Annotated in this window: 10 protein-coding genes; 8 read left to right on the top strand and 2 right to left on the bottom strand. The window is 37.8% G+C overall.

All coding sequences use genetic code 11. The features are described from left to right. Positions 1-28: 28 nt before the first annotated feature. Positions 29-388 carry a DUF3899 domain-containing protein gene (locus tag D8M06_RS09535; protein ID WP_121204173.1) on the bottom strand — a complete coding sequence of 120 codons (360 nt, stop codon included), beginning with the start codon at positions 386-388 and terminating at the stop codon, positions 29-31. A 312-nt stretch (positions 389-700) separates the two neighbouring features. Here D8M06_RS09535 and D8M06_RS09530 point away from each other — a divergent pair, with 312 nt between their 5' ends. The 5 genes from D8M06_RS09530 to D8M06_RS09510 all read left to right on the top strand — a co-directional run bounded on the left by D8M06_RS09530 (position 701) and on the right by D8M06_RS09510 (position 6621). Then, entirely contained in the window at positions 701-2398 is a 1698-nt protein-coding gene (locus D8M06_RS09530) for a peptide ABC transporter substrate-binding protein (protein WP_121204172.1), read from the top strand. A gap of 151 nt (positions 2399-2549) precedes the next feature. Further along, positions 2550-3479 carry an oligopeptide ABC transporter permease gene (gene opp3b, locus D8M06_RS09525; protein ID WP_121204171.1) on the top strand — a complete coding sequence of 310 codons (930 nt, stop codon included), beginning with the start codon at positions 2550-2552 and terminating at the stop codon, positions 3477-3479. A gap of 1 nt (position 3480) precedes the next feature. Continuing rightward, the gene (gene opp3C / locus D8M06_RS09520; protein WP_121204170.1) at positions 3481-4623 is read left to right on the top strand and encodes an oligopeptide ABC transporter permease; all 1143 of its coding nucleotides are present in this window, start codon (positions 3481-3483) and stop codon (positions 4621-4623) included. A 19-nt stretch (positions 4624-4642) separates the two neighbouring features. Beyond that, complete coding sequence (locus tag D8M06_RS09515; protein WP_121204169.1) at positions 4643-5686, top strand: ABC transporter ATP-binding protein; 1044 nt, start codon at positions 4643-4645, stop codon at positions 5684-5686. Continuing rightward, positions 5686-6621: an ABC transporter ATP-binding protein gene (locus D8M06_RS09510; protein ID WP_121204168.1), complete on the top strand. Its 936-nt coding sequence runs from the start codon at positions 5686-5688 to the stop codon at positions 6619-6621. The genes D8M06_RS09515 and D8M06_RS09510 overlap by 1 nt, the downstream gene beginning before the upstream one ends. Positions 6622-7403: 782 nt before the next feature. On the opposite strand, the gene D8M06_RS09505 is transcribed toward D8M06_RS09510, so the two are convergent. Beyond that, positions 7404-9023 carry a long-chain fatty acid--CoA ligase gene (locus D8M06_RS09505; RefSeq protein WP_121204167.1) on the bottom strand — a complete coding sequence of 540 codons (1620 nt, stop codon included), beginning with the start codon at positions 9021-9023 and terminating at the stop codon, positions 7404-7406. 171 nt (positions 9024-9194) lie between these two features. Here D8M06_RS09505 and D8M06_RS09500 point away from each other — a divergent pair, with 171 nt between their 5' ends. The 3 genes from D8M06_RS09500 to D8M06_RS09490 all read left to right on the top strand — a co-directional run bounded on the left by D8M06_RS09500 (position 9195) and on the right by D8M06_RS09490 (position 12849). Continuing rightward, the gene (locus D8M06_RS09500; protein WP_121204166.1) at positions 9195-10169 is read left to right on the top strand and encodes a TAXI family TRAP transporter solute-binding subunit; all 975 of its coding nucleotides are present in this window, start codon (positions 9195-9197) and stop codon (positions 10167-10169) included. Positions 10170-10307: 138 nt separating this feature from the next. Beyond that, positions 10308-10832, top strand: coding sequence for a DUF1850 domain-containing protein (locus D8M06_RS09495; protein WP_121204165.1), 525 nt, complete (start codon positions 10308-10310; stop codon positions 10830-10832). Then, a complete protein-coding gene (locus D8M06_RS09490; protein ID WP_121204164.1) occupies positions 10825-12849 on the top strand; it encodes a TRAP transporter permease in 2025 nt (674 codons plus the stop codon). The genes D8M06_RS09495 and D8M06_RS09490 overlap by 8 nt, the downstream gene beginning before the upstream one ends. The last annotated feature ends 232 nt before the right edge of the window (positions 12850-13081 follow it).

Genomic DNA, 13081 nt, shown 5'->3' with positions numbered 1-13081 from the left:
GATGACTGTCCTGCTTTCATTTTGAAGTTTAGAAAATATAATATATCAAGAGTAAAAACGCAAAAAAAGTGAATAAAACAGTTGTTTGGAATTTTATTTGTGCATAAAATGATTCATTTGTTTTCTCCGAAGGCATAGGTTTCTCTTTCCATTCATCCATATAATCTTTACTTGGTGACATAATACTCCAAAACCTTCTAAAACTGAACGTAATTCCATCGTAAAAGCCGCCTCTCACTGTATATAAGAAAAGCATAATGATTAAGTTTGCAAAGCTCACATAAAAAACTGCATTGATCAAATTTACGAGGTTAAAAGCAGCTTGTGTAATAAATAGAATTAAGATCAACAATACATTTATACTTAGATAGATACCTTTTTTATTCATTTGTATAACACCTTTAATTTAGAAATTACATTCAGTATATCACACCATCACTACAAGTTCGTATTGTTATTTTTCTCACAAGTAACGTAAAAGAGATTTTGGAAAAAAGTGTAAATAGTTAAAGTGACATTTGTCGGAATTGACAAATATTTTGTCGAAATCTGTTAAGTTATTAATAAAAATTTTAAGATTTTTTAAAAAAGCTATTTACAAGATGCACAAAGTAGGGGTATAATTCACTATGTTAACTTTTTCATACGGCTTTTATTTCTGAAATTTTCAGAAAAAAACAACTACAGGGAGGGCGAAGAAATGAAGCTGAAAAATTGGGCATTATTAGTAATTCTAGGTTTATTATTAGCTGTATTAGCTGCATGTGGTGGCGATGATACAGAAGAATCTGGAGAATCAGCTGAATCAGCTGAAGGTACAGAGGAAACTGCTGAAGAACCAGCAGAAGAAGGGGAACAAGTACTTAATTTTATCAATGGAGATGCAATTCCTTCTATGGATCCATCCATGGCAACTGACGAATATGGTTTCCAATTCATCGGTTCTACAATGGAAGGTCTATATCGTTTAGATGAAAATTCAGAACCTGTTGAAGGTATTGCAACAGATCATGAAGTAAGTGATGATGGTCTTACATGGACATTTAACTTACGTGAAGATGCAACATGGTCTAATGGTGACCCTGTTACGGCTCATGACTTTGTATATGCTTGGCAGCGTGCTGTTGATCCTGCAACTGGATCTGAGTATGGCCCATACATGATGGGTGGAGTTATTAAAAATGCAGTAGCAGTTAACTCTGGAGAAGCTGAACTGGACGAACTAGGTGTGACTGCAGAAGATGACTATACTTTAGTGGTAGAACTAGAAAATCCAACTCCATACTTTGAGTCTTTAACTTCATTTGGTACTTTCATGCCATTAAATGAAGAATTTGTAGAAGAACAAGGTGACGATTTTGCAACAAGTACTGATACACTATTATTTAATGGTCCATATACATTAGAAAATTGGACAAGTACAGCAAATGAATGGGATCTTGTTAAAAATGAAAGCTACTGGGATGCTGATACTGTACAATTAGACAGAATTAACCATGTAGTTGTTAAAGATCCAACAACTTCAGTAAGGCTATATGAAGAAGGTTCCGTCGATCGCGCTGGTATTTCTTCTGACTTAGTAGACCAATACTCTACTCATGAAGATTACGCAGTAACACCAGAAACATCTGTATTCTACCTCAAGTTGAATCAAAAACGAAGCGACGAATTAGCTAATGAGAATGTACGCCATGCAATTGCTCGTGCTTTCGATAAAGATGCATTAGTTAATGAAATCCTAAATAACGGTTCAATTGTTGCGAATGGCTTAGTTCCAGCTGACTTCACTCCAATGCCAGAAACTGGTGAGGACTTCCGTGAAGTAAGTGGAGACTTAATGACTTATGATGTAGAAGCAGCACAAGAATATTGGGAAACAGCTCTAGAAGAATTAGGAACGGATACAGTAGAACTTGAACTACTTGGTGGAGATACAGAAACATCTAAAGTAATGAACGAATACATTGCTAACCAATTATCAACAAATCTACCAGGTCTTGAAGTAACATTGAAAAACGTTCCATTTGAGCAACGTTTAGATGCAGATACTGCACAGGATTATGATATCCAAGTTGCTGGTTGGGGTCCAGACTATCTTGATCCATATACTTTCTTAAGCCTATGGGTAACAGATGGTGGAAACAATAAGATGAGTTATTCTAATGAAGAGTACGATGCTTTACTAGAAGAAGCTCAAACAACTCTAGCTACTGATAATCCTGCTCGTTACGAAAACTTCTTAGAAGCAGAAAATATCTTGTTTGAAGATGCAGCAATAGCTCCTATTTACCAAAGTGCAATGGCACAGTTAATTTCTCCAAAAGTGGAAGGCGTATTTGTGAATCCATTTGGGGCAACGTATGAATATAAATGGGCGAGCGTTGGATCTGCAGAATAATTAATTTGGTTCAAAAATGCATAGTTATGCTAAAATCAACAAGAGAGTATGTCTTTGAACATACTCTCTTGTTCACTTGTAGCAAAAATATCTTATAATAATGAACATTTCTCATTTTTGGATTTAACTATATAATTTGGGAGGTGCGAGAATGGTTCGTTATATTTTACGACGAGTAATGTATATGTTGATTACATTATTCATCATTGCAACATTATCCTTCTTTTTAATGAAGTTGTTGCCAGGAAGCCCGCTTAACGCGGAAGATAAATTAAGTGAAGAACAACAAGCGATTGTTCTAGAAAAATATGGATTAAATGATCCAATACCGGTACAATATGTGAATTATCTCGGTGGTTTAGTACAAGGGGATTTAGGTATTTCCTTTGCATTTAGTAACACACCGGTTACAGACATTTTAATGGACCGAATTGGACCATCGGCACAATTAGGTGCTCAAGCACTTGTGGTAGGGACCATATTAGGTGTTTTATTAGGTCTGATCGCGGCTATTTCACATAATGGCTTTCTTGATTATACCTCAACTGTTATCGCCGTATTAGGTACATCCATCCCCAACTTCGTGTTTGCAGGTCTTCTACAGTACGTATTTGCTGCAGAATTGGAGTGGTTCCCAGTTGCTTTGTGGGGGAGTTTTGAACATTCAATACTACCTACCATTGCACTGATGATCTTTCCAATGGCGACTGCTGCCCGTTTTGTAAGAACAGAAATGGTAGAGGTCTTAGGTTCAGACTTTATTACGACTGCTCGTGCAAAAGGTGTGTCAGAACCTGGAATTGTATTTAAACACGGTTTACGTAATGCGTTAATTCCATTAGTAACCGTTATTGGTCCAATGGCAGTGAGTTTAATGACTGGATCAATGGTTATTGAGCAAATTTTTGCTATCCCTGGAATCGGGGAACAGTTTGTAAATTCAGTTATGGTTAATGATTATCCAACTATTATGGGTACAACGCTCATGTTTGCTGCGTTATTCATTGGAATCATTCTAATAATTGACCTTCTGTATGGACTAATTGATCCTAGAATTAGAATTAGCGGAGGGGATAGTTAATATGGAAAACAAAGAAATAAAAGACCTTCTTGTCCCAATGAAGCAGAAAGAGGATACGAGTGAAAAAATCTCCAGTCCAAGCAGAACGTTTTTACAGGATGCTAGACGAACTTTCTTTAAAAACAAACTAGCAGTAGTCAGCATGATTACGTTGGTTCTAATTATTATAATGAGTTTTGTCGGACCTGGAATGAACGACCATGGGATTGACGACCAGGACTTATCTCGAGCAAAATTGCCAGCGAGAGTACCTGTGTTGGAGAATATTTCTTGGTCAGGTTTTACTGGAGTCCTAAGTGATGAGTTCCAAGGTGACACGGTAGAACAAGCAACAACGAATGCTATATCACGATATAGTAATCAAGAGGAATTTATTGATATAGAGGTTCTTGACGAAGGTGACGGGAGCAGAAATTCAGCTGAAGTGAAGGCCACATATCATGTCTATGAAGCAAAAGATATGCAAGATCAATACTATTGGTTAGGTACAGATACACTGGGCCGTGACCAATGGACTAGATTATGGGATGGTACAACTGTTTCATTACTTATTGCATTTATTGCTGCAGCCATTAGTCTATTGATTGGTGTAGCTTATGGTGGTATTGCTGGTTACTATGGCGGTAAAGTCGATGACGTCTTAATGCGTATTTTAGAAGTATTGGTAGGTATACCAAATCTAGTTATCATTCTTTTGATGATGCTCGTTCTTGACCCAGGAATTACTTCCATCGTCATTGCTTTAACCATTACTGGTTGGACAGGTATGGCGCGTATCGTACGTGGGGAAGTGATGAAGCAGAAAAACCAGGAATATGTACTGGCAGCAAGAACATTAGGTCAGTCTAACTGGAAAGTCATTACAAAACATTTGTTACCTAATATTAGTGGAATTATTATTATCAACACCATGTTTAATATTCCGGATGCTATCTTCTTTGAAGCATTCTTGAGCTTTATTGGATTGGGGATTACTCCACCAGATGCATCTTTAGGTACACTAATTAATACGGGATTCGATAATATTATGCTTTATCCATATATGCTCGTTTTCCCTGCAATTCTAATCTCAGTCATTATGATTGCATTTAACCTGATTGGCGATGGATTACGTGATGCTTTCGACCCTAAAATGCATAAATAATAAAGGTAGGTGTGTTTAAATGAGTAAATTATTAGAAGTAAAAGATTTAGCTGTATCATTTAACACCTACAATGGTGAGGTACAAGCTGTTCGAGGTGTAAGCTTTGATTTGGATAAAGGAGAAACATTAGCAATCGTAGGCGAATCAGGTTCCGGAAAATCTGTCACTACTAGTGCGTTAATGGGGCTTGTTCCAAAACCACAGGGTGTTATTAAATCAGGAGAAATTCTTCTTGAAGGAGAAGATCTTGTTAAAAAATCAAATAAAGAAATGCAAAAAATTCGTGGGAAAGATATTTCGATGGTGTTTCAAAATCCTTTATCATCGTTGAATCCAACGATGAAAATTGGGAATCAAATAATTGAAGGTCTAGTTAAGCACCAAAATATGAACCGCACGGATGCGAAGAAAAGAGCGATTGAACTTTTAGATCAGGTTGGAATTCCTAATCCTGAAATTCGCATGAAACAATATCCGCACCAATTTTCCGGTGGGATGCGTCAGCGTGTTGTTATCGCAATTGCCTTAGCATGTAATCCTAAAATTTTAATTGCCGACGAACCAACAACTGCACTGGATGTAACCATTCAGGCACAAATTCTGGAATTAATGAAGGATATTCAAAAGGAAACAGAAAGTGCGATTGTCTTTATTACGCATGACCTTGGTGTGGTAGCTAATGTTGCCGACCGTGTTGCGGTAATGTATGCTGGTAAAATCGTGGAATATGGGACAGTTGACGATATTTTCTATAATCCAAAACATCCATATACTTGGGGATTGCTTGGTTCCATGCCAACGCTAGATAGTGATGACGAAGAACTATATGCAATTCCAGGAAGCCCTCCTGATATGTTGAATCCACCAAAAGGAGATGCTTTTGCCCCAAGAAATAAATTTGCGTTAGAAATTGATGGCGTCATGGAGCCACCTATGTTTAAAGTCTCTGATTCACATTATGCTGCAACATGGTTACTTCATGAAGATGCGCCAAAAATGGAACCTCCTGAATCGGTGAAAAAACGAATGCAAGGCTTCGCAAACACTGGAGGTGAGGAGTAATGGCAGAAGATAAAATCTTAGAAGTGAAAGAACTAAAGAAGCATTTTAGAGTTGGTCGTAACAAAACGGTCAAAGCTGTAGATGGTGTCTCTTTTGATATCTATAGAGGAGAAACATTTGGTTTAGTTGGAGAATCAGGTAGTGGTAAATCGACAACTGGCCGTACGATTATTCGTCTATATGAAGCAACAGGTGGAGAAGTTAAATTTGATAACGAAGATGTCCATGGAAAGAAATCAAAGGAAGAATTATTGAAATTTAACCGTAAAATGCAAATGATTTTCCAAGATCCATCCTCTTCTCTTAATCCACGTATGACAGTTATGGATATCATTGCTGAAGGTTTAGATGTTCATAAGTTAGTGAAGGATGAAAAAGAAAGAAAAGAGCGTGTGGAAGAATTATTAGAAGTAGTTGGACTTAATAAGGAACATGCCAGTCGTTTTCCGCATGAATTTAGTGGTGGACAACGTCAGCGTATTGGTATAGCGCGTGCTTTAGCTGTGGAACCAGACCTTATTATTGCCGATGAACCTATTTCTGCGTTAGATGTATCCATTCAGGCGCAGGTAGTGAACTTGCTTAAAAAATTACAGAAAGATCGCGGTTTAACGTATTTATTTATTGCCCATGATTTATCCATGGTTAAATATATTAGTGATCGAATTGGCGTTATGTATTTAGGTAACCTGGTCGAACTTGCAGATAGTGATGAGTTATATAACAATCCACTTCATCCATATACAAAGTCGCTACTTACAGCAATTCCTCTACCAGACCCCGAATATGAGCGCAATCGTGAGCGTGTTGCTTATGATCCTTCTGTACATGATACGAGTGAAGAGCCAAAGTTCAGAGAAGTTAGCCCTCGACACTGGGTACTTTGTACAACGAAAGAATTTGAGCAATATAAAATAGAATTAGAGAGTAAATAACTATTTATCCCTGCTACTGTTTAAGGTAGCAGGGATTTTTGGTGTTGGATTATTGAGGTTTATAAGTGATGGATGTCTAAGCAAATCTGTGTTTCTTGGATTGTTTTTTGTATAGAATGTTGATATTTGTAATTCAGAATACTGCTCTGTCTTCGCTACGGAAATATACTACGCTTTCCGCGGGGAGCTGGTGAGCCTCCTTCGTGCTAAAAAGCGTGTGCGCCTGCGTCTTCCAGTAGTGCTTCGAAGCGGGCTTTCTCGGCGCAAGGGAACAAGGAAGATTATTCAAGTAGTTCCCTCACTACGTAGTCTCACCGTTGCTCTTCTTCCCGCAGGACAAGGAACGCTTCGGCAGGGTTACATCGCACGCAGAAAAAAGTGGTCTTCTTTTTTCAAGGAGTCTCCGTGTATTTCCGCTTAGTTCCTGCTCTACTTAATTTTTGCTAGAAAAATTCTGTATTCTAGGAGGACCAACTACCCTAAACGTAAAATTATGAAGTTTAGCTTTAATAATATCTAGTGCATGTAAAATAGCGGAGGCAGAATGCGGAGACTCCTCGAAAATGAAAAGCACATTTTCTTCGTGCGATGCTTCGCTGTCGTAGTCTTCTGCCGGAGCGAATGTCAGCAGAAAACATTCATAAGTGAAAGCGAGAGCTAACTATTCTTAATTAAATAAATCAGGAATCTGTATAAACTACGACATTTATTTTCCACAACACTTAGGAAAAGTATAAAATAGAATGGGCTATTGCTGAAATAGTGCAATAGCCATAATGTATTTAGTCGATCTTTAGTTCTCCTTTTACTTGTTCGCGTAATTCGCGTTTTAAAAATTTGCCAACGGAAGTTTTAGGAATTTCTTCAAAAAATATTACGTCATCCGGTAGCCAATACTTTGGAAATTGAGGTTTCAGGTATTCCAGTATGGTATCTTTCATCTCAGATTGTTTATACCCTTCTTTTAAAACAACACAAGCTACAGGACGCTCTTGCCACTTAATACTTGGTACAGCAACAACACATGCCTCGAAAACAGACTCATGCGCCATGATGGCGTTTTCTAAATCGACCGAAGAAATCCATTCCCCGCCGCTTTTGATTAAGTCCTTTGTACGATCCACAATTTTAATGGTACCTTCTTCATCGACTGTTACGACATCTCCAGTATGGAACCAACCATCCGTAAAGGCATCTTTACTTCTTTCATCCTTATAGTATTCATCGGCTATCCAGTTACCGCGAAGAAGAAGTTCTCCCATTTCTTCGTCATTCCAAGCAACTTCATTACCATCGCTTCCAACAACTTTCATTTCTAAACCAGGGACAAGGATTCCCTGCCTGGAACGCTCATGTAACTTCTCTTCTTCCGATAAATCCAATTGATAACTTTTTAGTCTTGAAAAGGATACTAAAGGTGTTGTTTCTGTTGCACCATAAGCATGATAGAACGGAATATTGTATTTTTGTTCGAATGTTTTAATCAAACCTAATGGAGCTGCAGATCCACCACACAGAACAGCTCGTAAGCTTGAAGTATCATAACTCCCTTGCTCTAATACTTGCAATAATCCTAACCATATCGTTGGAACACCTGCTGTTATAGTAACGTTGAATTTTTCAATAAACTCTGCTAATCGCTTGGGAGTAAACTGCGGACCAGGAAATACTTGTGTGGAACCAAACCAGGTACAGGCAAATGGTGTCCCCCAAGCATTAACGTGAAATTGTGGGACTACTGCCATGGAAACATCAGATTCAGAAATAGCAGCAGAATCAGCTAATCCTAATGCATAGCTGTGTAGAACGATACTTCGGTGTGTATATACGACTCCTTTTGGTTTTCCGGTTGTTGCAGATGTATAACACATGCCTGCCGGATCATTTTCGTTCATATCGTCTCGGAAAGAATAGGATGAATCCCCTTTTGTTAGTAGTTCTTCGTAGGAATAGAGAGGTGTTAAGTTAGATACTGGAAGATCCTTTTTATCTGTCATAACAACAAATGCTTCTACTGTTTTTAACTGTGGATGGATTTTTTCAATTAATGGAAGGATATCTTCATCAATAAAGAGTATTTTGTCCTCGGCATGATTAATAATGTAAATGATATGTTCTGGCGATAGTCTGATATTAATCGTGTGCAAGACAGCTCCGAATCCTGGTGCGGCAAAGTATATTTCCAGGTGTCGATGATGATTCCATGCTAGTGTACCAATTTTGTCTCCTTTTTTTGTGCCTAATTTATCTAATATGCTCATTAACTTCCTTGTTCGTTCTCCTATTTCCTTATATGTAAGATAATGGAGTCTGTCATGTGTTTGGGAGATGACTTGTTTTTTTGGGAAAAACTTCTCAGCATGCTCCAGCATGGAACCGATGGTCAGTGGTACATTCATCATAGGCTTTCTACTCCTTTAGTATTAAAGTTTCTATCATTATATGATAGCTAGTACGAAATTTATGTTTTTTGTTTTTGTTATTCAACAATGTCATAAAGCGCTGTATTGTTTGACAACAGATTGATTTATATAATAAAATGAAAAAAAGTATGAGAAAAAGGGGGACTATAAATGAAAAAGAAAACACTCTTGTCGTTTGTAACGGTTTTAGTAATTTCCTTAATCCTGACCGCATGTGGAGGTGGGGATAATGAGGGTGGAGATAGTGAAGGTACACCTGAATTCTTAAGTATGTATACAGGTGGGACAAGCGGTACTTACTATCCACTAGGTGGTGAGATGGCTAGTATTATTACAGATGAAACGGGTATTCAAACAGATGCTGTTTCCTCTAATGCTTCTGCTGATAACGTAATCTCTCTACAAGAAGGAGAAACAGAGTTAGCGTTCGTCCAAACAGACGTTGTAGCGAATGCAGCTGAAGGAATCAATGCATTTGACGGAAACCCAGTTGATAATGTCTTAGCTGTAGCATCCCTTTACCCAGAAACGATTCAAATTGTTACAACTCCACAATCAGGAATTGAATCTGTGGAAGATTTGGCAGGGAAAACGGTTTCTGTAGGTGCTCCAGGATCAGGTACGTATATTAATGCGGAACAAATCTTAGAAGTTCATGGCTTAACCATGGATGATATTGACGCACAAAATCTAGACTTTGGTGAGTCAACAGGTGGAATTCAAGATGGTAATATTGATGCTGCATTCATTACTGCTGGTACGCCAACAGGTGCAGTTGAAGGCTTAGGTGCTACTGCTGATGTAAGTATCGTTCCTATTGCTGAAGAAAAAATTGCTGAGCTAGTCGATCAATATCCTTACTATGCGGAAGATACAATTGCAGCTGGAACATACGGGCTTGAAGAAGAAGTTACGACGGTTGCTGTTCTAGCAATGCTTGCTGTAACAGATACGTTATCTGAAGATGTAGTGTATGATATTACAAAAGCTATATTTGATAATACCGATGCAATCACACACGCTAAAGCTGAATTCATAACTCCTGAATCTGCCTTAGACGGTGTTGGTATTGACTTGCATCCAGGTGCTGAGAAGTACTTCCAAGAAGAAGGACTGATTGAGTAAAATATAGTCAATATATGACATAAATGGCCGGCTGTTAATCCTATCAGGTATAGGTGTTTGCTGCCGGCTATTTTATTTTAACTTTTCTTAATTTGCATAACCCCAACTGTACATGGATACGAAAAGGTGGAACATTTCATGAAGTTACAAAAAACACTTCTTTCCATTATCATTCTGCTCATCCTACTCACCTTATTATTTGTGCCCTTTCGTACCGCCTTAGTTTTTTATAAAGAGAATACTGACAATATAGAAGCATTTTTACCCATTCAAAAAGGTGATACTTTCCAAATCATCTTTAAGCATTCTATCCATTTAACAGATGTAGTCGAAAAATATAAGGTTACTGATGATTTTGAAATAAAACAATATGAGTTTGTTTATGAAGAATTCGGAATAGGAATGCCTTCGAATGCTGAAGATGGCGAATCATTTGTATATGAAGATGGAAAGTATTATATAAAAGATATAGACAATGTATTTCCTTCTATAAATATAAGAAATGGAAAAACAGTTTCGGAAAATCGCCTAGTTTGGGGGAAAGAACCAAATGAAAAAATGGTTTGGTTTAATGAATACTTTGAGCCAGGTGCCTGGTTCAAGTTGAAAGTGGAAAGGATTTCACTTTGGGAATACTTGAAAGGAGTGAACATACATGAGTGAAAATAAGGATAAAGTGCAATTAACAGAAAAAGAACAGCAAAAGTTGCTGGAAAAATATGATGCAGAGGCAAACACACGAAAGCTTAAAGGCTTCGCGAGCTGGCTCGTATTTATTGGTCTCATTGCATTTTCTTTATTCCAATTATATACAGGTGCCTTTGGAGCGTATACAGCTTATATACAACGTACCATTCACCTAGGTTTTGCTTTATCGCTAATATATTTATTATTTCCTGCTAAACGAGGTACGAAGAAAGATGGTGTAGCTTGGTATGACTGGATCTTAGTTATCCTGTCTATCTTGGTTGCAAGTTATTGGCCAATCTTCTACGATACACTTGTGCAGCAAATTGGCGGAATTAATGAAGCTCAGATGGTTGTTGGTGGAGTAGCAATTCTGCTAGTTTTAGAGGCTACTAGACGTGCGGTTGGATTACCAATCACTATTATTGCTATATTCTTCCTTATCTATGCTTACTTCGGACCTTATATGCCAGGTATGCTGGCTCATAGGGGACTTAATCTTAGCCAGTTGATTAACTCCATGTTCTTTACAACAGAAGGTATTTTAGGTACTCCTTTACAGGTATCCTCAACATATATCTTCCTGTTCCTTTTATTCGGTGCTTTTCTAGTGCAAAGTGGTGTTGGCTTGTACTTTAATGATTTGGCAATTGCGATTGCTGGTCGCAGAGTGGGTGGACCGGCCAAAGTTGCTATTTTTTCGAGTGCTCTAAACGGTACAATCTCTGGAAGTTCTGTTGCCAACACGGTTACAACTGGTTCTTATACAATCCCAATGATGAAAAGGTTAGGCTATAGACCTAACTTTGCTGGTGCAGTAGAAGCTGCTTCCTCAACTGGTGGACAAATTATGCCACCAATAATGGGTGCCGCTGCATTCCTTATGATTGAATTTGCCGGTGTAGGTTATTGGGATATTGCCAAGGCAGCAGTAATACCAGCTGCTCTATACTTTTCAGGTATCTGGATTATGACACACTTAGAAGCCAAACGTTTAGGTCTGACTGGACTTTCCAAAGAGGAGATGCCTAATCGAAAAGCTGTATTTAAGAAAATCTATTTATTATTACCTATCATAGCTATCGTTTATCTGTTATTTGAAGGATTCAGTATTGAACGTACTGCTCTTTATGGTATTGGTATAACAATTCTTGTGAGCCTATTTAGTAAAGAAACCAATATGTTCTTAAAAGATGGGAAGTTCACCATTACTAAGATTGTGGATGCATTAACAACTGGTGCGCGCACCGCATTAGGTGTAGCTGCTGCAACCGCATGTGCTGGTATCATTGTTGGAGTTGTAACCAAAACTGGATTGGGCTTGAAATTAGGTAATGGACTTGTTGATATTGCAGGAGCATTAGCTAATACAGTAGAATTACAATTACTATTAACGCTATTCTTTACGATGATTACTTCTATTATCTTGGGAATGGGATCGCCAACAACGGCGAACTATATTATCACATCAACTATTGCCTTACCTGCTATCTTAGCTTTAAATGATCAGTTAGAAGTAGCTATTCCAGTCTTAGCTGGACATATGTTTGTATTTTACTTCGGAATTGTGGCAGATATTACACCACCAGTTGCTCTTGCTGCTTTTGCGGCTACTGGGATATCAGGTGGAGAGCCTATTAGAACGGGCTTTAATGCCTCAAAATTAGCTATTGCTGCATATATCATTCCGTATATGTTCGTGTTAAATCCGCAATTATTAATGATTGATGCACATGCCGGTGAGATAGTTCTCTCCCTAATTACGGCAATAGTGGGAATGATAGCAATTGGGGCCGGACTCATAGGCTTCTGGTATCGAAAACTACATTGGGTTGAACGAATTATTACTGTCATAACTGGCCTGATGCTTGTTTACCCAGAAGGTAATACAGATTTAATTGGTTTTGGAATCTTTGTTGTTCTTCTTGTGATTCAATTTATGACAAAAGGGAAATCTGAGGATAAAAATCAAAAAGCAGGAAGTCAGGCATAACATGATTCGCAACATGAAAAATGACTAGAATTAGTTCTGGTCATTTTTTCATTTTGTAATGATACGTAAATAGGCAGTTCTAATTATTTTCGCCTCGCTGTCCTTATGCTAAAATGAGATAGAATTGATATGATATAGAAGTCTTCTTTCGTGGAAAGCAAAGTGTATTTCCAGAGTGGATTTTAATTTATCTTCAGTGATATGATATAACTTTTAACAATAGAAAGCTGGT

The sequence above is a fragment of the Oceanobacillus halophilus genome (genome assembly GCF_003628505.1).
Lineage (GTDB): Bacteria > Bacillota > Bacilli > Bacillales > Amphibacillaceae > Oceanobacillus > Oceanobacillus halophilus.
The sequence above is the reverse complement of the archived record's forward strand: the minus strand, read 5'-3'. Positions and strand labels throughout refer to the sequence as shown.

Excerpts from the sequence above, each read along its gene's own strand:
- D8M06_RS09515 (WP_121204169.1), top strand. The coding sequence starts at position 4,643 with ATGAGTAAATTATTAGAAGTAAAAGATTTAGCTGTATCATTTAACACC.
- D8M06_RS09500 (WP_121204166.1), top strand. The coding sequence starts at position 9,195 with ATGAAAAAGAAAACACTCTTGTCGTTTGTAACGGTTTTAGTAATTTCC.
- D8M06_RS09535 (WP_121204173.1), bottom strand. The coding sequence starts at position 388 with ATGAATAAAAAAGGTATCTATCTAAGTATAAATGTATTGTTGATCTTA.
- D8M06_RS09490 (WP_121204164.1), top strand. The coding sequence starts at position 10,825 with ATGAGTGAAAATAAGGATAAAGTGCAATTAACAGAAAAAGAACAGCAA.
- D8M06_RS09495 (WP_121204165.1), top strand. The coding sequence starts at position 10,308 with ATGAAGTTACAAAAAACACTTCTTTCCATTATCATTCTGCTCATCCTA.
- D8M06_RS09530 (WP_121204172.1), top strand. The coding sequence starts at position 701 with ATGAAGCTGAAAAATTGGGCATTATTAGTAATTCTAGGTTTATTATTA.
- opp3b (WP_121204171.1), top strand. The coding sequence starts at position 2,550 with ATGGTTCGTTATATTTTACGACGAGTAATGTATATGTTGATTACATTA.
- opp3C (WP_121204170.1), top strand. The coding sequence starts at position 3,481 with ATGGAAAACAAAGAAATAAAAGACCTTCTTGTCCCAATGAAGCAGAAA.
- D8M06_RS09505 (WP_121204167.1), bottom strand. The coding sequence starts at position 9,023 with ATGATGAATGTACCACTGACCATCGGTTCCATGCTGGAGCATGCTGAG.
- D8M06_RS09510 (WP_121204168.1), top strand. The coding sequence starts at position 5,686 with ATGGCAGAAGATAAAATCTTAGAAGTGAAAGAACTAAAGAAGCATTTT.